Source organism: Rhodococcus sp. WY5 (assembly GCF_018588185.1).
GTDB classification, from domain to species: Bacteria; Actinomycetota; Actinomycetes; order Mycobacteriales; family Mycobacteriaceae; genus Rhodococcus_F; species Rhodococcus_F qingshengii.
Genome location: NZ_JAAMPR010000001.1, coordinates 5270983 through 5297546, shown reverse-complemented (window position 1 = coordinate 5297546; position 26564 = coordinate 5270983). Strand labels below are relative to the sequence as shown.

General features: G+C 62.4%; 24 protein-coding genes and 1 riboswitch. Of the genes, 14 read left to right on the top strand and 10 right to left on the bottom strand.

Annotation, left to right across the window (positions count from 1 at the left end):
- Positions 1–138: 138 nt before the first annotated feature.
- Positions 139–1380, top strand: coding sequence for a sensor histidine kinase (locus G4D79_RS24465; RefSeq protein ID WP_047271820.1), 1242 nt, complete (start codon positions 139–141; stop codon positions 1378–1380).
- On the top strand, positions 1377–2105 hold the full coding sequence (locus G4D79_RS24460) for a response regulator transcription factor (RefSeq protein WP_007727444.1): 729 nt from the start codon (positions 1377–1379) through the stop codon (positions 2103–2105). The genes G4D79_RS24465 and G4D79_RS24460 overlap by 4 nt, the downstream gene beginning before the upstream one ends.
- A 96-nt stretch (positions 2106–2201) precedes the next feature.
- Here G4D79_RS24460 and G4D79_RS24455 read toward each other — a convergent pair whose 3' ends face one another.
- From G4D79_RS24455 to G4D79_RS24445, 4 genes are all read right to left on the bottom strand, one after another.
- Positions 2202–4196: an SDR family oxidoreductase gene (locus G4D79_RS24455; RefSeq protein ID WP_166502019.1), complete on the bottom strand. Its 1995-nt coding sequence runs from the start codon at positions 4194–4196 to the stop codon at positions 2202–2204.
- A gap of 50 nt (positions 4197–4246) precedes the next feature.
- On the bottom strand, positions 4247–4369 hold the full coding sequence (locus G4D79_RS35040) for a hypothetical protein (RefSeq protein ID WP_003940840.1): 123 nt from the start codon (positions 4367–4369) through the stop codon (positions 4247–4249).
- A 284-nt stretch (positions 4370–4653) separates the two neighbouring features.
- On the bottom strand, positions 4654–5121 hold the full coding sequence (locus G4D79_RS24450; RefSeq protein ID WP_277376827.1) for a hypothetical protein: 468 nt from the start codon (positions 5119–5121) through the stop codon (positions 4654–4656).
- A 67-nt stretch (positions 5122–5188) separates the two neighbouring features.
- On the bottom strand, positions 5189–7309 hold the full coding sequence (locus G4D79_RS24445; RefSeq protein WP_007727439.1) for an MMPL family transporter: 2121 nt from the start codon (positions 7307–7309) through the stop codon (positions 5189–5191).
- A gap of 71 nt (positions 7310–7380) precedes the next feature.
- A riboswitch (cobalamin riboswitch) is annotated at positions 7381–7527 on the top strand.
- A 115-nt stretch (positions 7528–7642) separates the two neighbouring features.
- On the opposite strand from G4D79_RS24445, the gene G4D79_RS24440 reads away from it, so the two are divergent.
- From G4D79_RS24440 to G4D79_RS24425, 4 genes are read left to right on the top strand one after another with little or no spacing between them, the layout of a single operon-like run.
- Positions 7643–8638 (top strand): ABC transporter substrate-binding protein, encoded by a 996-nt coding sequence (locus tag G4D79_RS24440; RefSeq protein WP_054188177.1) that lies wholly within the window; start codon positions 7643–7645, stop codon positions 8636–8638.
- Entirely contained in the window at positions 8635–9675 is a 1041-nt protein-coding gene (locus G4D79_RS24435; protein WP_116056951.1) for an iron ABC transporter permease, read from the top strand. The genes G4D79_RS24440 and G4D79_RS24435 overlap by 4 nt, the downstream gene beginning before the upstream one ends.
- Entirely contained in the window at positions 9672–10487 is an 816-nt protein-coding gene (locus tag G4D79_RS24430) for an ABC transporter ATP-binding protein (RefSeq protein WP_372452363.1), read from the top strand. Before G4D79_RS24435 ends, G4D79_RS24430 begins: the two co-directional genes overlap by 4 nt.
- On the top strand, positions 10484–11254 hold the full coding sequence (locus G4D79_RS24425) for a (2Fe-2S)-binding protein (protein ID WP_214514483.1): 771 nt from the start codon (positions 10484–10486) through the stop codon (positions 11252–11254). The genes G4D79_RS24430 and G4D79_RS24425 overlap by 4 nt, the downstream gene beginning before the upstream one ends.
- Positions 11255–11291: 37 nt before the next feature.
- On the opposite strand, the gene phoA is transcribed toward G4D79_RS24425, so the two are convergent.
- Positions 11292–12824 (bottom strand): alkaline phosphatase, encoded by a 1533-nt coding sequence (gene phoA, locus G4D79_RS24420; protein ID WP_003940796.1) that lies wholly within the window; start codon positions 12822–12824, stop codon positions 11292–11294.
- A gap of 268 nt (positions 12825–13092) precedes the next feature.
- On the opposite strand from phoA, the gene G4D79_RS24415 reads away from it, so the two are divergent.
- The 4 genes from G4D79_RS24415 to G4D79_RS24400 all read left to right on the top strand — a co-directional run bounded on the left by G4D79_RS24415 (position 13093) and on the right by G4D79_RS24400 (position 18811).
- Positions 13093–16380, top strand: a complete 3288-nt coding sequence (locus G4D79_RS24415; protein WP_214514482.1) for an error-prone DNA polymerase — start codon at positions 13093–13095, stop codon at positions 16378–16380.
- 234 nt (positions 16381–16614) lie between these two features.
- On the top strand, positions 16615–16962 hold the full coding sequence (locus G4D79_RS24410; RefSeq protein WP_007727425.1) for a hypothetical protein: 348 nt from the start codon (positions 16615–16617) through the stop codon (positions 16960–16962).
- A gap of 14 nt (positions 16963–16976) precedes the next feature.
- Entirely contained in the window at positions 16977–17747 is a 771-nt protein-coding gene (locus G4D79_RS24405) for a glucose 1-dehydrogenase (RefSeq protein ID WP_214514481.1), read from the top strand.
- 56 nt (positions 17748–17803) lie between these two features.
- Complete coding sequence (locus G4D79_RS24400) at positions 17804–18811, top strand: NAD(P)-dependent alcohol dehydrogenase (RefSeq protein WP_003940989.1); 1008 nt, start codon at positions 17804–17806, stop codon at positions 18809–18811.
- Here the strand turns inward: G4D79_RS24400 and G4D79_RS24395 are convergent.
- Both G4D79_RS24395 and G4D79_RS24390 read right to left on the bottom strand, forming a co-directional pair.
- On the bottom strand, positions 18801–19688 hold the full coding sequence (locus G4D79_RS24395) for a dienelactone hydrolase family protein (RefSeq protein ID WP_214514480.1): 888 nt from the start codon (positions 19686–19688) through the stop codon (positions 18801–18803). The genes G4D79_RS24400 and G4D79_RS24395 overlap by 11 nt on opposite strands.
- Before the next feature lie 33 nt (positions 19689–19721).
- The gene (locus G4D79_RS24390; RefSeq protein ID WP_058226425.1) at positions 19722–20561 is read right to left on the bottom strand and encodes a CPBP family intramembrane glutamic endopeptidase; all 840 of its coding nucleotides are present in this window, start codon (positions 20559–20561) and stop codon (positions 19722–19724) included.
- An 85-nt stretch (positions 20562–20646) separates the two neighbouring features.
- On the opposite strand from G4D79_RS24390, the gene G4D79_RS24385 reads away from it, so the two are divergent.
- A complete protein-coding gene (locus G4D79_RS24385) occupies positions 20647–20955 on the top strand; it encodes a rhodanese-like domain-containing protein (RefSeq protein WP_003940684.1) in 309 nt (102 codons plus the stop codon).
- Positions 20956–21002: 47 nt separating this feature from the next.
- Here G4D79_RS24385 and G4D79_RS24380 read toward each other — a convergent pair whose 3' ends face one another.
- Positions 21003–21644 carry a dihydrofolate reductase family protein gene (locus G4D79_RS24380; RefSeq protein WP_003940771.1) on the bottom strand — a complete coding sequence of 214 codons (642 nt, stop codon included), beginning with the start codon at positions 21642–21644 and terminating at the stop codon, positions 21003–21005.
- Between the two features lie 74 nt (positions 21645–21718).
- Positions 21719–22804, bottom strand: a complete 1086-nt coding sequence (locus G4D79_RS24375; protein ID WP_042449826.1) for a TDT family transporter — start codon at positions 22802–22804, stop codon at positions 21719–21721.
- A gap of 91 nt (positions 22805–22895) precedes the next feature.
- On the opposite strand from G4D79_RS24375, the gene G4D79_RS24370 reads away from it, so the two are divergent.
- On the top strand, positions 22896–23807 hold the full coding sequence (locus tag G4D79_RS24370) for a LysR family transcriptional regulator (protein WP_030535095.1): 912 nt from the start codon (positions 22896–22898) through the stop codon (positions 23805–23807).
- Positions 23808–23819: 12 nt separating this feature from the next.
- On the opposite strand, the gene G4D79_RS24365 is transcribed toward G4D79_RS24370, so the two are convergent.
- On the bottom strand, positions 23820–24500 hold the full coding sequence (locus tag G4D79_RS24365; protein ID WP_214514479.1) for a TetR/AcrR family transcriptional regulator: 681 nt from the start codon (positions 24498–24500) through the stop codon (positions 23820–23822).
- 73 nt (positions 24501–24573) lie between these two features.
- Between G4D79_RS24365 and G4D79_RS24360 the strand changes: the two genes are divergently transcribed.
- On the top strand, positions 24574–25710 hold the full coding sequence (locus G4D79_RS24360; RefSeq protein ID WP_214514478.1) for an NAD(P)/FAD-dependent oxidoreductase: 1137 nt from the start codon (positions 24574–24576) through the stop codon (positions 25708–25710).
- Between the two features lie 7 nt (positions 25711–25717).
- The gene (locus tag G4D79_RS24355; protein ID WP_214514477.1) at positions 25718–26551 is read left to right on the top strand and encodes a DUF3626 domain-containing protein; all 834 of its coding nucleotides are present in this window, start codon (positions 25718–25720) and stop codon (positions 26549–26551) included.
- The last annotated feature ends 13 nt before the right edge of the window (positions 26552–26564 follow it).

Genomic DNA, 26564 nt, shown 5'->3' with positions numbered 1-26564 from the left:
ACTCCTTGGAGAGATTGATCGGTCTGGACACGATCCTGTCTGCTGGAGGATTGGTCGCGCATCGCTCCGACGCGGGAAAACCATCTCCCTCGATCGGGGGAGGCCATCGCCGAGCGGCCCAGTCATACTTGTCGAATCATGATCACCGGACTACGACCGCTGATGCGGGGCTCTACATACTCAGCTGTACTTTTCGCCTTTTGTGGTGTGTTGGCAAGCCTGCCACTTCTGGTGGTTGCGATGTTGCCTGCTCTCGCGTGGCAATCCGCACCCGAGTTCGTCCGGGTGCTTTCGGTCCTGCTCATATGGGTGACTTTGGTAGGAGCACTCGGCCTGGTGCATCCTGTGCGACGCGCGCTCATCGTTTCTGCCCGCCGACTGCTGCAGGTGTCGCTGCCGAGTCCAGCGCTCGGACACCGTACTCCTAACCTCTCGGACATTGATCGCTGGCGGGCCCCGCTCTGGATTGTCCTGCATGTCATGGTGGGTTGGCTGGCGGCGCTCGCGACCAGCGTCCTTTTCATCATGGGGATTTCGCTCCCGGGGAACTGGCTCGGCGGCACGGCGCGAATCAGTCTGTTCGATACGTCGGTTGACGTGACGGGTGGATGGACCTGGGTCGTGGCGGCCGGCTGCCTCCTGCTTGCGGTAGGAATTTGTGTCCTGGTGGCAACACTGCTGAGATGGCTGGCGCCACGACTGTTGGGGCCGTCCACGGCTGAACGGCTCGCGCTGGCGGAAGAACGTGAACTGCAACTGGCCGAACGTAATCGGGTCGCTCACGAGTTGCACGACTCGATCGGACACACGCTCACCGCCGCCACGATCCAGGCGGCGGTGGCCGGCGAGGTGCTTGCCTCCGATCCTGCCGCAGCGAGGGCCGCCATGCGTAGCATCGAGGAGTCGACACGGGCAGCGCTCGAGGACCTGGACTACGTACTGGGTGTACTTCGCGAGGAGAGGCCTGGGGCTGTACCTTCTCGGACGCTGTCGGACTTGCCTGCGCTAATTGATCGGTTGCGGCATGCGGGGGCGGTTGTGGAGGTGAACCTGTCGGGTGACCTTTCACAGATCCAGGGGACACTCTCTCGCGCGGCGTACCGGATCCTGCAAGAGGGGACGACCAATGCTCTGCGGCACGGGGACAGCGGGCCGATCGAAATCACGGTGGCAGTCGGCTCGGAGAGCGTCGAGCTCAGAGTGGTCAACAGCATCGGGGCAGTGACCGGGGGAAAGGCAGACGTAGTTCGAAGATCAGGGCGCGGCCTGGCAGGTTTGGCCGAGCGCGTGCGACTCTTGAACGGTGAGTTCAAGGCTGGACCGGACGGAGCCCAGGGCTGGCGATTGAGTGTTCAGTTGCCGGTCCGGGTGGCACGATGACCGAAGCCAATTGGAGTGAGGACGCCGCCAAACCTGCAAGCATGCCAGTCACCCTGCTGATTGCGGATGACGACGACGTTACCCGCAGCGGCCTGCGTATGCTGCTCGCAGCTCAGCCCGGGATTGTGGTCGTCGGCGAGGCTTCCGACGGTATCGAAGCAGTGGAGCTTTCGCGGCAACTTCGTCCGGATGTGGTGCTGATGGACGTGCGGATGCCGCTGCGCAACGGAATAGAGGCAACTCGGCACCTCCAGGCCGAGTGCACCGAACCGCCGAAAGTCTTGGTAATCACCACTTTCGAAAACGATGGCTACGTCACGGCCGCACTCAGTGCGGGCGCGAGTGGCTTCGTGCTGAAGCGGCTCCCAGTCCCGCAGATCGCAGCGGCAGTACGTGTGGTGGCGGCGGGCGAAGTGATCCTGTTCCCTGCCGCGCTACGCCGGATGGTTACGCCCCGCCCGTTGGTCTCCGCTGAGGCGTTCCCGAATGCAGCGCTGACAGCAAAGGAGGAAGAGGTATTGCGGTTGATGGCCACCGGGCTGTGCAACTCGGATATTGCTCAGGTTCTGGTTGTGAGCCTGGAGACAGTGAAAACGCATGTCGGGAACGTGCTGGCAAAGCTCGGTGCTCAGAATCGGACGCACGCTGTCGTCATCGCCTACGAGTCTGGTCTGGTGGTCCCGGGGTCAGGCACCGATACGGAACCCTGTGCAACTGGCGGTTGATTGATTTTGTCAGCGTGACCCGGTGAGGATTCGCCGACTGAACCTACAGATCCGTTCCTCTTGCCGAAACGCTCCGAGACGAAGTCACACCACCGGTCACCAGTGCGTACCGGGCACGAGTCGGGCGGCACGACGGCCGAGTTTGCGGATGCGCGAGCGCGAGTGGTGCTGTCGCGTCGGTGTTGCCGGAGCGTCTGCCGGAGTTTCCTTGTCTACCTGACCCTTTGCCGCCGGAGAATCGGGGAAGGCCTGGTACATCTGGTTGAGAATTCGGTCCTTGGTGTGCGGTGCGAACAGGGTTCCCAGATCACCCAGGGTTCCCAGTGGTACGTCGATGCGTTTGGGGCGGTCGATCAGCGCGCGGATCACCATTGCCGCAGCCTTTTCCGGGCTGGTGATCGGGCCGTTGTTGTATTCGCCGGTCGGAGCGATCATCGGTGTTTCGACCAGCGGCATGTGGATGGTCGTGAAAGTGATTCCGTCCGCCAGGGTTTCAGAGGCGGCTACGTCCGAGAAACCGTCGAGGGCGGCCTTGCTCGCCACGTAGGCCGAGAATCTAGGCGTTGCCGCCTGGACTCCCGCACTGCTGATGTTCACGATGTGGCCGAAGCGGCGAGAACGCATGGTCGGTAACAAGGCGAGCACCAATCGCACAGCGCCGAAGTAGTTCACGGCCATCGTTCGTTCGTAGTCGTGGAAACGATCAGTGGAGTGGTAAATGCCGCGCCGGATGGATCGGCCGGCGTTGTTTACCAACATGTCTACGTGATCGTGTTCTGTCAGAATGCTTTTGATCGTGTGCTGGACCGACTCGTCGTCGGTGATGTCGCAGGGGTAACCGAACGCCTTGCCTCCGGCTGATCGAATCTCCTGTACTGCGGCATCGAGTTCGTCGGTGCGGCGTGCGATCAGGAGAACGGTGGCGCCCTTCTGAGCGGCGGCAATGGCCGATGCCTTGCCGATTCCGGAAGAGCCTCCGGTGATCAGAACGATCCGACCCACGAGTGGTCCTTCGGGACTGTTACGTCGTGCGCGATTGGGATCGAGGTTTGCGCGCCAGTACTTCCACAACACAGTGGAGTACGACCCGAACTCGGGGACCGCCAGTCCCGATCCGGCCAGGGCGGCAACGGTTCTCTCCGAGGTGAAGGTCGGCGCCATCGTCATGTTGTCGAGTAATGCTGCAGGCATGCCGATGCGATCGAGGAAGACCTTCCGTGCCGATTCTGCCGAGTCCATCGGCAAGGGTGAGACAAAGGGTTTTGCGATCACGCCCGGCAGGCTGAGTGCGGGCCGGGGCGCTCCGGCGGCCTTGGCGAGTCCGGCATAGATTTCGCGTACCGGTTGAGGTTTCGGATTCACGAGATGGAATGCTTCGCCGTCATGGCCGGGCGCGTGCATCAATTCGACGAGGGCGGCGGCCACATAATCGACGGGCACCACGTTGGTTGCGCCGAGGTTGGGGATCGGGACGGGGAGTGCTGCAGGTAATTTCGCGAGTAGCGCCAGTCCTGGGAACAAGTAGTACGGACCGTCGATCTTGTCCATCTCGCCGGTGACGGAGTTACCGACCACGGCAGACGGCCGATAAACACGCCAGGTGAGGCCTTCTCGTTCTCGAACGATTTTCTCCGCCTCGAACTTGGTTCGGTGGTACGGAGTGGGAAAGCCTTGACCGCAATCGAAATCGGTTTCGCTGAAGGTTCCCGGGTAGTCGCCCGCAACTGCGACTGATGACACGTGATGAAGGGTGGCTCCCAGCTGTGCGGCAAGGTCGGCCACGGAGCGTGTGCCCTCGACATTCGTCGAAGCCTGCTCGTCTCCGGCGGTGATGTCGTAGATCGCGCCGAGGTGAAGGACGTGGTCGGCAGGCGGGGGAGAGTCGATGCCCAGTCCCGGCTCGGTCAGATCTCCAATGAGTGGATGCACGCGATCGCCGCCGGGAATTGCCGACACCTGTTCTTCGAGTTTGGCTACAGAACCGGCTCTGACCAGCACATGGATCTGAGCAGTTTGATCACGCTCGAGCAGGAGTGGCAGTGCAGCTCGTCCGAGGAATCCGGTACCGCCAGTGACGATGTAAGTGGCCATAGTCGGTAACTTACTCCAAAGTAAGATCAGCGGCTAGAGGGAAACGAACATCAGTGCGTCATGACACCGTCCTCGGCGTCGAAGTCGATGCCCGCGGAGATGATTCCGGAGAACAAGAACGCGACGGCAAGCGCAAGAGCGGGGATTGCAAGGATCCATTCGAAAATTGTCATGCTCCAAGTCTGACGAAATCAGCTTCGGAGAACATCGCCCTGCGGAGCGATTTAGACGATCGGGCAGTCATCCTCGAGGACGACTGCCCGATCAGGGAAATCCACTAGGTCTGTTGCTGAAGAGTTTCGGGCGCAGTGGGGTGCGCGCTCGTCCTTGCGTCGCGTGACGTGATTTCGGATGAGATGTGGGCGGCCGTTGTTCCGAGGGTGTGAAGGCCATGCGCCGTCCGCCAGTAGACCGGCGCACCATCGTCGAGGCGATGGCGTGGACAGGCCGGCAAACCCTAGGCCGGTTCAGCGCCCGACAAGTCCTCGACCGCATACGGAGTCGTTCCTTCGAACAGAACACCGATCCCGAAAGGATCGGCCATCTCGAGCTTTGACTCAGCGAACCGCAGCAGCCAGGTTCCGTCAGCCCAGATCACCGCCTCAGGTTCGCCGAACAGTGACTCCGTGGCGTCCAACTCCACGAGTTCGGAGTGGCGGAGGCCGAACTGTGGCCCACGCAGCTGTTGACGCAGGTAATCGGCGGCGACTTCGGCAAACTCACCGAACCGGGCCATCACGGTCGCAGCGAGCTCACACACCGCAGACTCCGGCACGGTGGCCGGCTCGATAACCAGACTCACCGGCCTGGAGTCACCGACCCCCTGGACATCGATGCTCGATGTCCAGCACGCCAACGAATCGTCCGAGTCGACACGCGAAAACACTGCTGAGCCGACCACAACACTCTCAGGTAAGTCATCCACGACCCCTAGTCAAACACGGCTCTCCGCAGGATCCCAGGGACTCTTCAGCGACATGATCCAGTCGCGATCAGTGGCCGATGCCGACCTTCGCGTGAACCTTTTTCATCCACACAGGAGCCCACCAGTTCGCTTCGCCCATCAACTTCACGAGCGAGGGCACGAGCAACATGCGGATGATGGTCGCGTCGACGATCAGCGCGACGATCATGCCGACGCCCAGGAACTTCATCACTGACAGCCCTGACATTGCGAAGGCCCCCGTCACCACTATCAGGAGTAAGGCGGCAGCCGTCACGATGCGGCCGGTGCGCTCGGTTCCGAACTTGACCGCTTCCTCTGTCGTCGCTCCCGCGTTCTTGGCCTCGACCATCCGTGACATCAGGAAAACCTCGTAGTCCGTGGACAATCCGAACACCACCGCCAGGATGAGCACGACAAACGTCGCCTCCAGCGGAGTTTGACTGACCCCGAGGAGTTCGACGCCGTGTCCGTCCTGGAAGACGAAGGTGAGGACACCGAAGGTGGTCGCGAGACTCAGGGCTGCCATCAGCACCGCCTTGATCGGCAGCACCACCGAACCGAACGCGAGGAACAACAGGATCAGGGTGGATCCGACCATGATGAGGATCATCACCGGTAGCCAGTGCAGGACGGCGTTGTTGCCGTCGTCGACCATGGCTTGACCGCCGCCGACAAGCAGCACCGTTCCGTCGGGAGCGGAGATCGCACGCAGATCTGTCACTGCGGCGCTCTGTGATTGGGGTGTAGAGCCCTCGCTGTAGAGAGCCTGAACCGCGACGAGTTGATTGGTGCTCGCGACGACGGTCGCCTGACCGATGCCCTCGACTCGACCGGCGGACTCGGCGATCGCTGCACCTTCGGCCGGGGTGAGAGTGTTCCCGTCCTCGGCCTGAAGGATCATCGTTGCGCCGTTTCCGGTTTGCGGGAAGTCGTTGACCAACGTGTCCATTGCGACGCGAGCGGGGTCGTTGTCCGGTAGTGCGGTGTACGAGAGTTCTCCCAGCCGGGCGCCGAGCAGCGGCGAGGCCATCACGAGCAGCACAGCCACGATCGTCACCGAGACTGCGACCGGACGCTTCATCACCCACGTGACGACGCGGCCCCAGAACTTGCGCGAGCGTTCCTCGCCGCGTTGCGCCGCATCCTTGCGCCACGTCAGGGCGTTGATGCGATGCCCCAGAATGGCAAGCAGCGCAGGCACAGCGGTCAGCGACAGGACGGCCGCGCTCAATACTGCGGCGATCGCGCCGAAGCCCAGAGACCGGATGACGGCCTGGGGGAATACGAGCATGCCGCTGAACGCACAGATCAGCAGTAGACCCGAGAACATGACGGTGCGACCCGCCGTCAGAACTGTCCGCTGAGCAGCCGCTCCCGGGTCCGAGCCCGAATTCAGTTCTTCACGGAACCGACCGACCACGAACAGTCCGTAGTCGATGGCAAGTCCCAACCCGAGAAGAGAAGCGACGTTGATCGAGAACGAGGACACATCGGTGATCAGCGTGAGGATTCGCAGAACGGCCAAAGCGCTCAGGACACTGAGTACACCCACGAACACGGGCACGGCAGCGGCGACGATGCCGCCGAAGATAAAGACCAACAGCACCAGAGTGATCGGAATGGCGATGGCTTCGGCGACCACCAGGTCCTTCTCGAGCTTGGTGTTGAATGCGACGCCGACGACGGTGTTACCCGCGAATTGTGCCTCGGCACCTTCGACTTCGAGCTTCGGCAGGAGATCGGCGAAAGTGGCGGGCGTGACGCCCGAGTCCGGTGCCAACGTGATCGCAACGGCCGCCATGGATCCGTCGTTCGAGAGCAGGCTGGCCTTCGCTGCGGCGTCTGTTCCCCAATACGATTTCACCGAAGCGGTCGGCACTTCGGTTTTGAATTGGTCGACGGCGGCTGTCACTGCCGGCCCGATGTCGTCCAGAGTCTTGCCGTCCGTGGGCGAGTAGATCGCGATGATGTCCGGGGTCTGCGGTCCGAGATTGTCTTCGATGATGTCGGCGACCTTCGCGGAGTCGCTGCCCGGATCGATGAAGCCGCCCTGGCTGAGCTTGCCGAACACTCCGAGTCCCCACACCCCACTGATGAGAACTATCAGAACCGCGAGGCTCAGTACCCACCATTTCCGCGCGACGACGGTTTGGGCCCAGCGTGTCATGTATCAACTCCGGTGTGTGGGGGCGTCTGGCCAGATCGACTGTAGTGGGCGTTTGGTCTTGAATCGGAAACGTCATGCATACTGCTCGAAGCACTTGCAAGCCACGCGTGTGGGGGAAGCCGGTCCGAATCCGGCGCTGACCCGCAACGGTAGGTCGATTCTCGGTAGTCACCGAGTGTCGGCAAGCCCGATTACCCGCCGCGCGGTGTGCGACATCCATTCGTCGTGGTCTACGAAAAGGAAGTCCAGCAGGAGCTCTGGCCGAGGATCAGCGTGCGGGCGGAGTTGTCTGTCGGATTCTCATTCGTGGCTCAGAGCCCTTACGAGGTCCCCGTGTCACTTCAGTTCTCCCCGTCCCGCGCCGCCGCTGTTCTCATCGCGGTCGCCTTGGTTTCGGCAGGTTGTTCCAAAGGTCAGGAATCAGAGTCGGCGTCTGCTGCGGAATCCTTCGCACAGCCGGTATCCGTGACCAACTGCGATCGCGAGATGACCTTCGATTCGCCGCCGCAGCGCATCGTGTCTTTGAACGGACACGTCACCGAAGCCCTCATCGAGATCGGCGCGGGTGATCGGATTGTCGGGCGGGCGTACAGCGACAACCCGCCAACTGCCGAGACCGCCGATGTATTCAACAAGATTCCCAGCCTTTCCGATACGTTCCCCAGCATGGAGCAGGTCCTCGACGTCGATCCGGACTTCGTGGTCGGAGGAATGACCAGTGCCTTCAACGAGAAGCAAGGCCGTTCCCGAGACGCTTTCGGCGAGCGCGGAATCAACACCTTCCTCTTCTCGGAATACTGTGGCACCGGTTTCCCCGACATCGGATTGCTCGAGAACGACTACACGCAACTCGGTCGAGTCCTGGGCGTCGAAGATTCCGCCCGCGAGGTCGCAGAGCAGATCAGCGATGGTCTCGATTCCGTCCGCGCTTCGGTCGGAGACGCGGCGCCGGTACCGACCTTCTTCTACGACAGCGGTGACCAGGTTCCGACGACCATCGGCGGAGTCGGCGTCGGTCAATTGGTCGCGGAATACTCCGGCGTCTCGAACATCTTCGCCGAAGGGACAAAGCCCTACATCGACGCATCGTGGGAAGCTGTTGCCGAGCGTGCACCCCAGGCAATCGTGGTCATCGACTACGGCGACAAGACAGCCGAGCAGAAGATCGACTTCCTCCGTGCCCAGCCGTTGATGGCGACCACCCCTGCTGTGCAGCAGAACCGGTTCGTCGTGGTTCCTCTCGCTGACCTGTTCGAGAGTTCACGGTTGGTGCGTTCGGCACAGACCATCGCAACAGCCTTCCATCCAGGCGCTGACGCGGCGAAGTGACCCGCACGCGTTACGGGTACGGCGCCCTGCTTGTCGGCTTGGCGGTCGCCTTGGCGATCGTCCTGGGGTTGGCCGTCTCCTTGGGATCGGTTCGCATTCCCGTCGGTGACGTCTGGGCGATAGTCGGAGCCCGTTTGGCGCCAGGGACTTTCGAGACGTGGTGGACCGCGGCGCGGGAGTCGATCGTGATCGACTCCCGCCTGCCACGTGCACTCACTGCCGCGGTAGTGGGTGCTTCGTTGGCCATGGCAGGTGCAGTTGCTCAAGCTGTCACCCGTAATCCGCTTGCCGATCCGTATCTGCTCGGAGTCTCGTCGGGCGCGGGATTCATGGTGGTGCTCGTGTCGGTGCTGGGTTTCGGCGCCGGCCTCCTCGGGGTTTTCACGATTCCGGTCGCAGCATTCGTCGGGGCGATGATCCCGTTGTTTCTCGCACTGCTGATCGGCGGCCGGTATCCGCAGCCGACCGCGATCATTTTGGTGGGTGTCGCGCTCGCCCAGATATTCTCGGCGCTCATCACCTTTTGCATCCTGGTATTGGCCGATGATCGGCACGTGACGTCGGTGATGCACTGGATTGCCGGCGGATTCGGTGATGCACGATGGTCGACGCTGATCTTCCCGACGATCACACTGGCCGTCGTCGGCACAGCCCTTCTGTTCAGTTCGCGATGGATGGACGTTTTGCAGACCGGTGACGACGGGGCTGCTGCACTCGGTATGAACGTCCGACGGTTCCGTGTGTTGTCCTTGCTCGCGGTCTCCGTACTGGCGGGCGCAGCAGTCAGCGTTGCCGGTGGAATCGGTTTCATCGGTCTGCTGATCCCGCATCTGGCCGGCTTCATCGTCGGCACCAGAGCAATTCGACTGCTCCCTGCTGCAGCCCTGCTGGGCGCCGTCGCGATGGTTGCCGCAGATACCGCTGCGCGCTCGGTGGCACAATCCACTGAAGTTCCGGTCGGAGTGATCACGGCCCTCGTGGGTGCACCGATCTTCGTCTGGATGCTCTACCGGCAGTATCGGAGGCTCGAACAGTGACACAGGCCAGAACAGTGACACTCCCGAAAGACTCCGAAACTGCGCCCCTGCTCGAACTCGTCGAGACCCGGGCGCGGCTCGGAAATCGCGAAGTGTTGCGCGGCATCACTTTCGCAGTCAAGTCCGGTGAAATATTGGGCTTGGTCGGGCCGAACGGCAGTGGCAAGACGACGGCGCTGCGCTGCTGCTACAACGCTTTGACGCCGACAGGTGGCGCAGTTCTGATCGATCAAGTCGACTCGACGACGCTCTCGCGTAAGGACATCGCCCGAACTGTCTCGGCAAGTGTTCAGGAACCCACTGTCTCGGCAGGACTTTCGGTTCGTGAATCGATCGCGCTCGGACGAACTCCGCACCGCAGCTGGTTGGACCGAAGCACGGAGCGCGATACCACCATCGTGGACCGGTGCATCGAGCAGGTCGGTTTGGTCGAGCTTGCCGGACGAGACGTATCGACCCTGTCGGGTGGTGAGCGGCAACGTGTCTCGATAGCTCGCGCATTGGCTCAGGAGCCCAAGGTTCTGTTGTTGGACGAGCCGACCAATCATCTCGATCTTCGTCACCAGTTGATCGTGATGGAACTGCTTACCGAACTTGCGTCGGCGGGGCTCGCAGTTGTGGTCACGATGCACGATCTACGGTTGGCAGTCGAGTACTGCGACAACCTTGCCGTGCTCACCGAAGGTGAACTCCGCGCGTGTGGGTCTACGGTCGAGGTGTTGGACGAGCCGTTGTTGGCCGAGGTTTTCGGCATCAGGGCGCGAGTCGAACGCGGAGTACGTCCGCGGATGGAGATATTGGGGCTGGCATGACGGAATCGGTGGCCGGGATCTACGCCCGTATGGCAGTAGCTGTGCCGTTCTTCGACAACCTGAGCGCGTATCCGGATACGGTGCCCGCGGCGTTGATGACCGACCCCCAGTGGTTGGCAGCACGTGTCGCCGATACGGCAGAGCGATGGGGGAGTGCGGACAGTCGAGTGAACGGCACGTTGTGGTGGTACTCGGCCAGCTCGACGCTGACCGGCATTCCGATCGGAACCGGGATGGTCACCGGGTTCGCGGCCGATCCATCGTTGGACGGTGGGCGGATCTTCTTGCGTGACAACGGCTATCTGGGCGGGTTTGCTGCCGGATCGGTCATTCCGATCTCGCGGAGTGTGGCGGAGTTGGGCCACGCGATGTTCCGCTCACTCAGTCCCGTGATCGAGGTACTCGCCGAGGTGTCCGGCGTTCGGCAGCAGGCGCTGTGGGCGATCGCGACGGACTCCATCGCCAATCGCAGCCTCGACGCCGCCGGTAGCGCGAGGGAACGCGGAAGTGCATTTGCTGCCGGCCTGATCGATGTTCTCCGCGGTGAGAACCCGGGCATTCCGGTTCCGCGTTTCGTCGATGTCGGCCGCAATGAAAGTGTTGTGCGCGTTTCTAATCCGTTGACACCGGTGGCATCCGGGCGACGCAGATTCACGCAGCGCGCGTCGTGCTGCCTGATTTACGAGGTGCCCGGTGAAGGTAAGTGCACCAGTTGCCCGAAGCGCGCACCCGAAGATCGGGTGCGCGCCTTGGCTGCTCTGGTGTGACTGGACCCAGGCTTTTACCGGGTCGGGTGTTGTCAGGTCAGTGAGCTGCGACCTTGGAACGGTCGAGTCCCAGCGCGTCGGTCATCGTGAAGAACAGATCGGTCTGGTCCGTGAGACCGCTGACGTTGGCCGCATGCGGGCCGAAAGCTGCTACGCGCAACTGAGTTCCGGTGTGTCCTTCGGACTCGACGGCCGGATCCTCGGACGTTCCGTAGCTGATCGTCATCTCCGAGCCGTCCTTGGTGGTCAGCTTGCGGGTCAGGCCGGGGTAGACGATTTCCTGGGCGCGCTCGACCGGGATGTTCTGGTCCTTGGCGATGGTGGCGATGTCGTCGGCGCTGACATTGGTGACGATCTGGCTGGTGTGAGCGTGGTCGGCTGTGACGATGACCAGGGTTTCTCCGTCGGTCTTCGCGAATTCGAGTGCCTTCTGCACAGCTTCGTCGAGGTCGACGGTTTCACCGATCTGACCGCATGCGTTGGCTGCGTGATCCTGCTTGTCGATCGAGGCACCTTCGACCTGGAGGAAGAATCCGTTGTCGTTGACCTTCAGTAGGTCGATGGCCTTCTGAGTCATGTCCGCGAGCTTGGGCACGTCGGAGGTTCGCTTGGGGTTGTCGACGCAGGTTTCGGCGGGTTGCAGGTAACCGTCACGGGTGGCGACAGAGCCTTCCCAGCGGACGGGCATGTTGCCGTCGGCGAACAAGCCGAGCACGGGTGCATCCTGATCGGCCTTGCCGACCTCGTTCATCTCGGCGGCGTTCTTCACCAGCTGGTAGCCACGGGCGGCGGCCTGCTCATTGAGTGTCTTGCCCTGCCAGTCACCGGCTTTCGCAGTCTCGGCGAAGGACTTGGCGCCGCCGGCAAAGGTGACGTCGGCGCGGGTGTCGAGGAGCTGTTCGCTGATCGATCCCTTGCCGCCGTTCTCGAGGGCGTTCTCCGGGCAGGACTTGGACGTCGCCTCCGGTCCGTAGCACTTGCGGCCACTGACGTGCGCGACCTGCACTGCGGGGGTGGCGTCCTGCACCTCGGCGGTGGAGACGTTGCCGGTGGCCTTGCCGTTCGCCTTGGCGATCTCGAGGACGGTCGACTGGGCCTGCCCCTTGATGTCGACCGAAATCGCGCCGTTGTAGGTCTTGGTGCCGGTGGACCATGCCGATCCGCTGGCTGCGGAGTCGGTGACGTAGTCGGGCTTGCCGTCCTTGGTCAGTGCGTAGTGCGTGTACTGGCCGGTGATCGGCAGGGCGTCGAGGCCGGGGAAGCTGCCCGCAGCGCCTTCGGCGTAGTTGCGTGCGGCGGTGATCTCCGAGTCGCCCATGCCGTCCCCGATCAGGAGGATGACGTTCTTCGCGCCGGAGGCATTGACGGCGTCGCGCACTGCGGCCGACTGATCACCGTCGATGCGACGAGCGCCACCGTTCGAGGACAGTTCGCCGGTCGCGGCGCGATCGACGGTCGCGCCGTTCGAGCCGGTGGCCTCGTCGGCGCTGCTGCTGCAGCCGGCAGCGGCCAGAACGGCGACGGCGCCGGCGACGGCCGTCAACCTACGTGTGTTGCGCGAGAACGACATACGAGTAGTACTCCTGGAAACAGTATGGATGGAGATTATGAACGCCGCTAATGATCTGGGGCGAAAGTGAACGGAGTGCAGACATGCGTACATCTGAATGTGACGAGACGGTGAGGGTTGAGATTCGCTCTGTTGACTGTGGGTGAGTGACCTGTCAGACTGAATCTGCATCGAACATCAGTTCGATGCATGTGGTGCGTCTTCCCTTTCGGCATCCTCGAGCAGTCGGTCGTCCCTGACGGCCGACTCGATCAGGTGCGAGGTCAGTGTGGGTTGGGGAAATGGGCCGCCGACGTGGTCCGAGATGGAACGGGTGCTTTCCGGACGACCCGGCCGTGTGGAACACGAGGATTTGTTTCCGGGCGATGGAAGCGACAGCCCCGCCTGGTCAAGAAAGCGCGGCGAGTACCACGCGGGCGAGCTCACCCGTGGTGCCGGTGTAGTTCCTTACGCAGAACTGCACGCTCACTCGGCCTTCAGTTTCCTCGACGGTGCATCACCGCCGGAAGAGCTGGTCGAGGAAGCAGTGCGTCTCGGGCTCGAAGCTATCGCCGTCACCGATCACGACGGCTTCTACGGCGTGGTGAGGTTTGCGGAAGCCGCACGTGAATGGGGAATGCGCACCGTGTTCGGGGCCGAGTTGTCTCTGGATTCGGTACCCAGAACCGGCACGGCAGATCCCGGTGGAACGCACCTCCTGGTACTTGCCCGTGGGCAGGAAGGGTATCGCCGGCTCTCGCGGGAGATCGCCGCCGCGCATCTGGCGGGCGGCGAGAAGGGCAAACTGCAGTACGACTACGACGTATTGACCGAAGCGGCCGGTGGCCACTGGCAGATCCTGACCGGGTGCCGGAAAGGTCATGTGCGGCAAGCCTTGACGTCGGGTGGTCGCGACGCGGCGACGGAGGCTTTGCAGGATCTGGTCGAGCGTTTCGGGGCGGAGCGAGTGTCGGTGGAACTTACTCATCATGGGTTGGCGGAGGACGACGAGCGCAATGCCGTTCTGGCCGAATTGGCGAGAGAGCATGGACTACGTACGGTGGCGACCACCGCCGCGCACTTCGCCGCTCCTCCGCGTCGACGCCTCGCCATGGCAATGGCGGCTGTGCGGTCGCGTCAAAGCTTGGACGAGGCAGCAGGATGGTTGGCCCCTACCGGCGGAGCGCACCTGCGGTCCGGCGCGGAGATGGCGGCACTGTTCTCGCTCTATCCCGAGGCTGTCAGTGGTGCCGCCGATCTTGGTCGTGAGTGCGCTTTCGATCTCAAGCTCATCGCGCCCAAATTGCCACCTTTCGACGTGCCAGCCGGGCATACCGAGGCGTCGTGGTTGCGTGAGCTCACCATGGTGGGGGCGCTGGAACGCTACGGACCGCCGGAAGGTGCACCGAAGGCATACAAACAGCTCGAACATGAACTTGCCATCATCGAGGGATTGAACTTTCCCGGATATTTCCTGGTGGTGCATGACATCGTGTCGTTCTGCAAGAACAACGACATCCTCTGTCAGGGAAGAGGTTCCGCTGCGAACTCGGCGGTGTGTTACGCGATCGGCATCACCAATGTCGATCCGGTTCGCAACAAATTGTTGTTCGAGAGGTTTCTTGCGCCCGAACGTGACGGCCCGCCCGACATAGACGTGGACATCGAGTCCGACCGCCGGGAAGAGGCGATCCAGCACGTGTACGCGAAGTACGGGCGTACGTATGCCGCGCAGGTCGCCAATGTCATCACCTATCGAGGAAAATCATCAGTGCGGGACATGGCTCGGGCGCTGGGCTTTTCGCAGGGCCAGCAAGATGCGTGGAGTAAGCAGGTCGGCCGGTGGGGTGGTATCGACAAGAACGCGGATACCGATATTCCGCGTCCGGTACTCGAACTGGCGGCGCAGATCGAAGGCTATCCGCGGCACCTGGGCATCCACTCAGGCGGCATGGTCATCTGTGATCGTCCCATCGCCGACGTCTGCCCGGTGGAGTGGGCGCGGATGGCCAATCGTAGTGTCCTGCAGTGGGACAAGGACGACTGTGCTGCCGCTGGGCTGGTCAAATTCGATCTGCTCGGTCTCGGCATGCTTTCTGCTTTGCACTACATGATGGATCTGGTGGCCGAACACAAAGGCATCACAGTCGATCTGGCGCAACTCGATCTGTCGGAAACGGCGGTGTACGAGATGCTGCAGCGGGCAGATTCGGTGGGGGTGTTCCAAGTGGAATCACGTGCGCAGATGGCGACACTGCCGCGTCTGAAGCCTCGAAACTTCTACGACCTGGTAGTCGAGGTCGCGCTCATCCGTCCGGGGCCGATTCAAGGCGGATCAGTGCATCCGTACATTCGTCGGCGCAACAAACTCGAACCTGTGTCCTACGACCATCCGTCGCTCGAGAAGGCACTCGAACGCACGTTGGGGGTTCCGCTGTTCCAGGAACAGTTGATGCAGATGGCCGTCGACGTTGCGGGCTTCACGCCGTCCGAGGCCGATCAATTGCGTCGGGCAATGGGATCGAAACGCTCCACCGAGAAGATGGAACAACTGCGCGCGAGGTTCTATCAGGGCATGCGAGACCTACACGGCATCGGTGACGAGGTTGCCGACCGGATCTACGAAAAGCTGTATGCATTCGCTAATTTCGGTTTCCCGGAAAGCCATTCACAGAGTTTTGCCGCGCTGGTCTTCTACTCCTCGTGGTTCAAACTTCATCATCCCGCTGCGTTCTGCGCCGGACTTCTGCGCGCGCAGCCCATGGGTTTCTACTCGCCGCAGTCCTTGGTTGCCGATGCGCGCCGGCACGGAGTGCAGGTACACGGTGCAGACACCAATGTCAGCCTCGCGCATGCCACCGTCGAGGCAGGTGGATTCGAGGTTCGGCTGGGGCTGGGGGAAGTGCGCACCATCGGCGATGCACTCGCCGAGAAAATTGTCGAACAGCGCGACCTCGGTGGACCGTTCACGTCGTTTCTCGATCTGACCGGGCGGGTGGAACTGACTACCGCACAAGCTGAATCGCTGGCGACCGCCGGTGCGCTAGCCAGCTTCGGTATCTCGCGTAGAGAAGCGCTGTGGGCAGCGGGCGCTGCGGCGGGGGAGCGCCCCGACCGCTTGCCCGGTATCGGTGCGTCGGTCACAGCTCCCACCTTGCCCGGCATGAGCGACGTCGAATTGGCGGCGGCGGATGTCTGGGCGACAGGAGTATCTCCCGACACGTACCCGACACAATTCCTCCGCCCACAGCTCGACGCGCTCGGCGTGGTGCCGGCGTCGAGACTTCTCGACATCCCGGACGGTGACCGTGTGCTGGTGGGGGGAGCAGTCACACACCGGCAGCGTCCGGCCACAGCTGCGGGCGTCACGTTCATCAACCTCGAGGACGAAACCGGCATGGTCAACGTCGTGTGTTCGGTGGGGTTGTGGGCAAAGTACCGAAAATTGGCAAATACGGCGCCGGCGTTGCTTATTCGAGGGAAGGTGCAGAATGCAGAAGGCGCTGTCACCGTCGTGGCAGACCGGATGCAGCTGATGGATCTGCGAGTCACGGCCAAATCGCGAGACTTCCGTTAACGCCTGATTCTGGCCACCGTGTTAGTGCCGAGAGACAGTTTTGTGCCGAGAGGACAAATGTGGAGCTCAACTCTGACCTCCGAGCATATGGTGCGGGTCACATTTGCTCCCTAGGGTTGTCGCTTGAGCGCGATCGATTCACCACACGCAGCCGCGGTCAGTTGCCTTGCGCGTGAATATCGTCGCCTTCCAAACGCGCTGAACCAAAAGCACTTCGAGTCGAAGAGGAACTTCATGAGCACAGCGATTCTCGTCGCACACGTACACCCCGCCGATCCGTCTTCGGAGGATGCGTTCAACCGTTGGTACGACGACGTGCATATTCCGCAGGTCGTCGAACGAGTGCCCGGAGTTGTCTCCGCCTCCAGATTCTTCCTGGCGGATGTGCAGTTGCTGCCCGAGGATGCATTGCCCGCGCGCCGCTACCTGAGCATCTATCAACTCGACACGGAAGATCTCGCGGGCACCGCGCAAGCGTTGGGAAGTGCTTTGGGCGACGGAACTCTCGACATGTCCGAGGCCATCGCGACCACCGGCGACACCGGACCCGAATTGCTTTTCTACGTCCCGACCGAGAATTGAAGGGGAACGCTGACATGTCCGATCTTCTCGCGAACAAAGTTGCAATTGTCACCGGCGCAGGTGCCGGAATCGGCGCCGCCATTGCCCGGGCGTTCGGGGCGGAGGGCGCGAGGGTCGTGGTCTCCGACATCAACGGTGGCGGAGCACAGGCAGTGGCGGACTCGATCGACGGAGCTATCGCTGTCACCACTGATGTCACCGACGAACAGCAGGTCAAGGATCTCGTCGCCAGAGCGGTCGAAGAGTTCGGCGGACTGAACGTCGTAGTACCCAACGCCGGTATCGCCACCACGACCCCGCTGATCGAGACCTCGTTCGAGGACTGGCGGAAAGTGATGTCGGTCAACCTCGATGGAGTGTTCTTGACAGTGCGTCATTCGCTGCCCGCTCTCGTCGCATCCGGTGGCGGTTCGATCGTGAACATCTCGTCGATCTCGTCGACCACCGGCTCGCCTTTGATCGGCAGCTATGCCGCAGCCAAAGCAGCAGTTCGCAATCTCACCGAAACCCTGTCAGCCGAACTTCGCTTCCACGGAATCCGAGCCAACGCCCTGCTACCCGGATTCATCGACACAGACCTGGTCAAGAGTCACCAGCAGGATTTCGAAGATGCCCTCGGCCTCGAGTCCGGGGGATTCGACGACTTGATGGTCACGAAGCAGACGCGCTACGGCCGGACCGAGGAAGTTGCCGCCGCCGCAGTGTTCTTTGCGAGCGACCAGTCGTCGTGGTGCAACGGCAGCAGCCTGGTTCTCGACGGAGGGTTCACCGCTTCTCTCCTCTGAGCAGCAGAACCCTTTCCGAACGTCACCCGACCACCATTCGTGCGAGGATCCACACCATGACCAACCGCGCCGTGTACGTACTCCCGCCTGGAGGATTGAACAACCTCGAATCGAGGACGATCGAGACCCCGGGTCCGGGTGCGGGTGAGGTGACGATCGCGATCCACGCGAATTCGCTCAACCACCATGACTACCTCGTGGCGACCGGAGAGATAGCAACCGACGGTCCGCGGATCCTGTTGTCCGATGCTGCCGGGGAGGTCGTTGCGGTCGGAGACGGCGTAACGCAGTTCAGCGTCGGAGATCGCGTGATGAGCACCTATTTGCCGCATTGGCGGAGCGGCACACCGGATTTCGACGGATTCGGAAATTCGCCGGGTGACGGTGTCGACGGGTTCGCCCGCGACACCGTCACCGTGCCGGTATCTGCTGTGACAGTGATGCCGCGAAACTACACCTACGAGGAAGCCGCTACCTTGCCCACCGCAGGTTTGTCAGCGTGGCGCGCACTATTTGCCGGAGTCCCGATCATCCCAGGGTCGTCGGTGTTGATCCCTGGGACCAGCACGGTAGCATTGTTTGCCGTCCAGCTGGCCAAAGCTGTTGGAGCCCAGGTGATCGCAACCTCGTCGGCCCCCGACAAGATGGCTCGATTGACCGAACTCGGTGCCGATCACGTGGTCAACTACCGCGAGCGCCCGGACTGGGGATCGGAGGCGATGCGGCTCAGCGGCGGAATCGATCTCGTCCTCGACGTCGGCGGGCCTTCCACGCTCGGTCAATCTCTCGCGGCAGTCCGACCCGGCGGGCGGATCTGTGCGCTGGGAATCATGAACGGCCCGTCGTCGTCGATCGACCTGACTTCGCTACTGACCAAACAGGTCACCATCGAAGGTGTTCTGGTGGGCAGTCGTGCACATCAGGAGGAGATGGTCGCCGGGCTGGAGAGCCTGGCGCTTCGTCCCGTCATAGATTCTTCCTACAGCCTCGACCACCTCGCTGACGCTTTCGAGCAGCAGAAATCCGGGCAGGCCTACGGCAAGATCGTCATCACTAACCCTTGATCGCTTGCCGGTCCCAACGGGGATCGGTGAGGATTTCCGCCGAGTCGCCGACAAATGCACGTGCGGCAGTCTGGTCGCCGCTCAGGGTGAATCTCAGCCACGCGGTGAGGTAGCCCCGGAATCCTTCGCCATCTGCGGCCCAATTGTGGCCGACGCCAAGCAGTCTGCCGCGGACCGCCGGTCCGGCGGTTTTGTCGAAGTACTCAGCTTGCGGATCGGCGGTGGAGACCGGGTCGTCGGCGCCGGTCATGAAGAACGTCGGTCCGGTCAACTGGGCCACGTCGATCACGTCGACAGGTCGCGAGGCCCACCACGGGTCAGGCAAATCGAGTACCGCCGTGGCGGTGATCAGATTCGCGGACTGGGTTGCCGCGTTGATCGCGCCACCGGCGCCCTGGGAGTGTCCGACCGAGGCAATGTTGTCGGTGTCGATCCGCTGGTGAAAAATGCTCTCAGCGTTGGTGTTCTGATCGACGACGTACTGGGCAGCCCCCAAGATCTCCGTCCCGTCGCCGGTGACGCTGCTGTCGGCCACCACAACGACAAAACCCCAAGAAGCGAGATGCTGCAGGAGCGCTTCGTACTCTTCGTAAGTCGCATAGCTGCCGTTGCCGAAGGTGACGACGGGATGCCGATTGCCATCAGACGACAAGCCGGCTGGGTAGAACAGTTGGTACCCGGGAACTGAATCGGCAGCCACTTCATGCGCACCCTTGGCTGCATACAGATCGCTGATCGATTCCGACGCGATGGATTCGGTGGTCGCGACTTCGGGAGTTGTCGGAACCCCCGCGGTGGCATGAGTGACGGCACCGGAGAGTGCCAGCAGACACGATGCAGTCACGACGGCGAACGAGTACGTGGTTCGAGAAGGCATGGGCACAAGTATGTCTTGTACGGTCGCGGTCGGTCAGGCCGAGACGGGTGTGTGCCGTTCTTCGCCGATTCGATCTCGAATGAGGAAGACGGCGATCACCCCGAAGACGACCAAGAGGACCGTCAGTAGAGAGGTGATGGCGGCGGCGCCGCTCACTTCCGTGGTCACCGAAGTGTCCAGCCCGCCGGTCGAGAGAATTGTGGTGGGGTCGGTGAGGCCGTGTAACACGATTGCGGCCCAGATCGTGCCCGTCACACGCATTGTCAGGTACATGCACATACCGAAACCGAAGGTGTAGACCACGGTGACCAGAACGGTTGACGCCTTCATCCCGGCGATGAGGTTGACGGTGTGCATGAGTGCAAACACCAGTGAAGACACGACGGCGACAAAGCGTTCCCGGTGGCCGGCGTCGCGCAACATCTTCACTGCCAGGCCACGGGTGGCCAATTCCTCGGTCAGGCCGACGCACGCACCGAGCACCAGCAGGGCGATTACCTCGCCGGTGGTCCAGGCGCTCCAATCGGTTCCCGCCAGATGCGCAACAATGGCGGCGACCACGATGATCGGACCGATCCACATCCAACCCCGCCCACGAATGGGTTGTGGGCCGAAGACGCCGCGCAGCCAGCCGACCTTTGTCGTGAAAACCAGCAGGGCGATCCCGCCGATCGCGATGGGCAATGCGACGCCGAGGAGGATGCTGGAGGCGCTTGCCACGACATTGTCCGTGTCGATCTGGTCTGCAAAAACCCTGGAGGTAACCTGCCCGACAGCAAGATAGAACGCCAGGTAGACGACGATCAGCAGGAGCACTTTCCACACGGTGGGGCGACTCCAAAAACCGGACTTTTCGGGAACCGTATTGGTCATTGTCAGATCGTAAAGGGAGCTGCACGAAAACGCCCGGGTACCGTCTATTCGGACAGCAGCGAACACGAAGGCAGGCGCAGAAGAAATGTTGGAAGTCGATTTGAATGCACTGGACACGGCTTTGGCAGCGGGTGAGCCGTTGATCGACGTCCGTGAGGCCGACGAGTTCGCTCAGGTCCGAGTTCCCGGTGCGACGCTCATTCCGCTCAGCGAATTCGTCTCTCGCGTGGGTGAAATTCCGGACGCGGAAACGGTGTACATCATCTGCGCCGTCGGTGGTCGGAGCTTGCAAGCCGCTGAGTATCTGCAGGCTCGCGGCATCAATGCCGTTTCGGTGGCAGGTGGAACGATGGCGTGGTACCAGTCGGGGCGCCAGGTCGAGACCGGCGAATAGTGCGTAACTGTTGGGGCAGCTCCCGTTTACGGAGCTGCCCCAACACGTCACTTCCGCCAGAACAGGTGGTGCGTCACGCCGCTCGGGCTCGGCACAACGTCGAGGTTGAAGCGGTCGAGTAACTCGTCAGGTGTCTCCCACAGTCGTAGACCGGATCCGAATTCGATCGGGGAGACAGCGATGTGCATCGTGTCGACCAGATCGGCGTCGAGGAATTCACGGATAGTGCTGACTCCGCCGCCGAGTCGAACGTCCTTGCCCTGCGCTGCCTCACGTGCCTGCGCGAGGGCCGTCGCGGGGTCGGCGTCGACGAAGTGGAATGTCGTGTCCGATAGCGTGAACGACGGCCGCACGTGGTGGGTCAAGACAAAAACCGGGGTGTGGAACGGTGGCTCGTCGCCCCACCAGCCCTGCCACTCGAGATTCTCCCAAGGGCCGCGGTAGGGTGAGAATTTGTTGCGGCCCATGATTTCGGCGCCGATGTTGTTGGAGAAGTCCCGCGTGAAATAGTCGTCGAGGCCTCGGCTGCCGCCGGGATCGGTGCGATTGGGCCAGCTGGCCGTAGCTCCTGCCCACGCAAACATTTCACCGTGGTCCAGGCCGAACGGGCTCTCGAAGCTCTGATCCGGACCGCAGGCTATTCCGTCACTCGAAACGCCGAAATTCTGCACTCGCAATAACTGACTCACCGTGTACTCCTGCTCTCGACAATGGTCTACGTGAGTACAGACCGTACGGCGAGCCAAAACTCATCGGTGCGAATTCATGCAGCCGCCGGTAGAACTCCACTGCGGATCGACCGGACGGTCCTGACCGCGACGGTTGCCCAGATGGGGATCAGTACGGTCAGCAGGGCAAGTGCGATTCCCAGGATCAGGGTGGAACCGGTGGCGACTCCGAAGGCATTCGCTCCGACGGCACATGCTCCGATGGGGAAGGTGAAGCTCCACCAGCCGAGCGAGAAGTCCAAGCCGCGGCGCAGTGCGTGGATGGTGACGACGGTGACGGTGACAAACGCGATCACGCCGATGATTCCGACGACGGTTCCGTAGGCGATCCCGAATTCGTGCAGGGTGTCGGCATGCTCGGGGCTGAGTGCATGCCGTGAGGCGGCGGCCAACAGGTTGGATGCCGCGATCGACTGTCCGATCACGCCCAACGGAATCCACAGTGAGGGAATGGCATTGAACGGGATCACGTCGACGCCGGCCGAACGGTTGCGTGCGAACTGCCTGGCGACGGCTACCAGAATGCCGATGGCGGCGGTCAGCGCCAGAGCGAACAGGATGTAGCAGAAAACCAGTACCGCGATGCGTGGAGCGCCTTCGGGCATGTGGGTGCTGACCGCTGCGCCGGTGGTGGCCGAGACCATCGGAGGTACGACGGGCATGAGCCAGAACGGCATTGCCGTCGCCATCCCGGCATCTCGAACGAGTCGAATCATCATCACGACGTAGGTGACCAGGCCGAGTGCCGTGCCGAGTGTCCACAGTGTCAGCGACACGGTGATCGCCACGTCGTGGCCGAGGAAGTCCGGGCCGGTGATGCCGGTTGCGGATCCCACGGTCAGCAGTGCCATTGCGACGGCGCCGTAGAAGGGGAACATCGCGGGGCTGTGCAGGTAGGCGAGGGCCTGACATCGATGTTGTGACCAATGGGTGGCAAATGCTCCGATCAAGGCGCACAGTACGAGAACCGCCAGAACCCAGAAGATCTCGGAGACCAGTTTCAAGCCCTCGATCTCCGGTTCGAGCGAAGCGGCGGCCACCGACACGATTCCCGTTCCCATCGCTGCCGCGAACCAGTTCGGAGTGATGTGGGCGAAGGTGGAACTCGTTGTGGTGGTCATGTATTTCACTGTCGTCTCATCCGGTCCGTACCGGTAGACCGGTTGTTCTTGAATGCCCACAAACTCGCCTTGTGGGTCTAATCTTGGGACTATGTCGTTGTCTCCTCGGGTGCCGGAACTCAGTGCCCTCGACGTCCTCCTTTCCGTAGGGCGTCTGGGCAGCATGGGTGCTGCCGGCCGGGAGCACGGACTCAGTCAGCAGGCGGTCAGCGCCCGGGTGCGTTCGGTCGAACGCCAACTCGGAATCAAGGTGTTCGATCGAGCGGCGACCGGTGTTCGTCCCACCGCCGAGGGCGGTCTGATTCTCGAGTGGGCAAGTCACATCCTCGTCAGTGCCGAGGAAATGGCATCGGGAGTTGCCGCACTTCGCGGTGAACGTGATGCTGCCGTCACGGTTGCCGCCAGCATGACCATCGCCGAGTATCTGGTTCCCGGATGGACGGTCGCGATGCGGCACAAGTTCCCCAACGTCGTGGCGTCGGTGAGCTTGCACAATTCCTCGGACGTCTCTGCTCAAGTTCAGGCCGGCCAGGCCGATATCGGATTTGTCGAAGGGCCGGATGTGCCGTCGGCGCTTGCGTCGTGCGAAGTAGCGCGTGATCACCTCGTCGTGGTTGTGCCGCCGGGACACGACTGGGCGAATGGTGTGCCCGTTCCGGTCGAGGAACTCGCACGCACACCGCTGATTCAGCGAGAATCAGGGTCCGGCACGCGCCTGACGCTCGAGAATGCTGTTCCCGATTGTGTGCCGCCGCTGCTCGAGCTCACCTCGTGCACCGCCGTCAAGGCTGCGGTGGTGGCAGGCAACGCCCCGGCTGTTCTGTCGTCGCTGGCAGTTGCCGCCGACCTGACGGACGGCCGACTGGTCGCGGTCAACGTCGACGGCTTGCGGATGCCGCGTCGACTCCAAGCCGTCTGGGATCCCGATCGCGGATTGCGCGGTGCGGCAAGAGATTTCCTCGACATAGCGCTCGGATCCAACACCGCTGTTCATTCACGCTGACGGCTACGGCCGCTATCGGACGGTGTCGATCCCCGCGAGGATGAGCTCGATGCCTGCCAGAAACTGTTCTCGGTCGTCGTGGTCGCGCAACTGCGCCGTCACCTGATTGAGGAACGGGTACTTCGCAGAGTCGAGTTCTTCCCACCGCGTGGCGACGCCCGCGAGGAAAGCGGACCGATCTGTCTCACGGGGGAGCAGACGGGCGCCCGCGGCGTACTGTCCGGCGAGACCGAGCACGTAGTTCAGGAGCGCGGACGCGCAGTCGAACTGTGCCGATTCGGGAACGCCGAGCGCCTGGAGTTGCTCGCCGAGACTTTCGAAGATCTGCATCACCGCTGATTGCCACGGTTCACGTGAGAGTTGGGTACCGACCCAGGGGTGGGCGTCGATCGCGTCGAACACGCCGAGGGTGATGGTCCGGATCGCCTCCTGTGGGGCTGCGCCTTCGGTTGCACCGGTTGTCACGCGGGCGATGACGTCGTCGGTCGCCGCGGCGAGCAGTTCGCTCTTGTTGGCAACGTGCCAGTAAATCGCCCCGCTACCTGTTGCCAGGCGTGCGGAGAGCGCGCGAAATGTCAGCGCGGCTTCGCCCTCGTCGTCGAGGATCTCGATCGCAGCCTCGACGATTCGCTCCTTCGAGAGCGCATCCGTACGTCGTTCGGTCCGCTGATTCCTGGTCGCCATGCGAACCATCTTGACATATCTGGAACGCCGTTCCAAGATGTCATTGGAACGACGTTCCAATCGAAGCCTGAAAGGAAACAACATGAGCAACTCGATAACGATCATCGGGGCGGGCCTCGGCGGTCTGACGCTCGCGCGTGTCCTCCACGTTCATGGAATTCCGTCGAAGATCTACGAGGCGGAACTGTCGGCAGAAGCTCGCACGCAGGGCGGCCAACTCGACATCCACGAACACAACGGTCAGGCCGCGCTCGACGCCGCCGGCCTTACCGACGAGTTCCGCGCGATCATCCACGCGGGCGGCGCCGCGTCGCGCGTACTCGATCAACACGCCGCCGTGCTCCTCGACGAACCCGACGACGGCACGGGAACACGTCCCGAGGTGCTGCGCGGCGACCTCCGTCGAATCCTGATTGATTCCCTTCCGGACTACACGATCGAATGGGGACGCAAAGTCGACACTGTGCGCTCGCTCGGAGATGATCGCCACGAGTTGACCTTCGTCGACGGTTCGACAGTGACCACCGACCTTCTCGTCGGTGCAGACGGTGCCTGGTCGAAGATCCGGCCGCTGCTCTCCGATGCGAAGCCGGAATACGTCGGCACCACGTTCGTCGAGACCTACCTCTACGACGTCGACGAGAAGCATTCGGCTGCAGCCGAAGCCGTCGGGGACGGGGCGATGTACGCGCCCGCACCAGGAAAAGCGATCGCCGCGCATCGAGAGGCGGGAGACATCGTGCACACCTACGTTCAGCTGAACCGTCCGGCGGAGTGGTTTGCCGGTATCGATTTCACCGACGCCGCCGCTGCGACAGCGCGGGTCGCGGCCGAGTTCGACGGTTGGGCACCGGAACTCACGGCGCTGATCACCGATGGCGAAACCGCTCCGATTCCGCGCGCGATCCATGCACTTCCCGACGAGCACCGATGGGATCGCGTGCCGGGGGTGACGCTCCTCGGTGACGCGGCGCACCTGATGTCCCCGTCCGGTGAGGGTGCGAACTTGGCGATGTTCGACGGCGCCGAACTGGGAAAGGCGATCGCCACGCACCCCGACGACATCGAAGGGGCACTCGCCGAGTACGAAGAAGCGATGTTCGTGCGCAGCGCATCCGAGGCCGCGGACTCGCACGTTATCCTTGATCTCTGCCTCGGTGAAGGCACACCGTATTCACTGGTCGATTTCTTCACCGGCGCTGCTTCCATATCCGGATAATGGGCGAATGCCTGTTGATTCCACTCCTTGGTCTGCCGCGATTGCGCACGTGAGCGGTCTCTCGAAGGGCGGCCCGTTGGATCGAAATCACCGGGTGACGTTGCACTTTCATCCGGACCTCCCGTCTGAACGTGGTCTGACACTGGCCTCGATCGCACGTCAAGGCACCTATGTGACCCAGTTCGAGACTCGAACGAGCAACGGCGGACTGACGGCGCATCACGGCGGCGATCGTTGGCGTTGGGAGAGTCGGATATTCGGCGGAGCTTACGACGAGCGGGAGCCCTCGGAACGGCCGAAGTACGGATCGTTGAACTTCTCCGCCGATCCCTACGGGGCATCCCCTCGGTTCGGCTCGTCCTACTTCCGGCTTGCCGAGCACACACTCGACCGCACCACCTTCTGCTTTCCCGAAAGCGTCTTCGAGCCTGATCTCTTCGGAACGGCCGAAGCGATGAGCTTGGTCGACGCCGCACGGGCTGCCGAGCTCGACGATCCGCTCGACCACTACATCGAGGCGCACGTCCACGGCGTCGTCGACATCGGGACGGACGTCGAGGCGCTCGTTCTGGATCCGAGTTACCGGGGCACACGGATCGAAGAGATCGCCCACTCGCTCACGTGCCCGGTGCTGTGGCACGAGGGATACGCGGTCGATGTCGACGAGATAGCCGAACATCCCGAATACCGGGGTGCGGCCGTGATCGACCTTGCCCGAGAAATTGCGCACGGCAGGCGGCTGACGCCTGCCGTCCTGGGGCTCGCACGGGGTGCATCCTTCGATCCGCAGGACGTCAAGAAGGTTTGGCACTACATCGCTCGATTCGGCGGCAGAGTGTAGAACTGGGCATTCG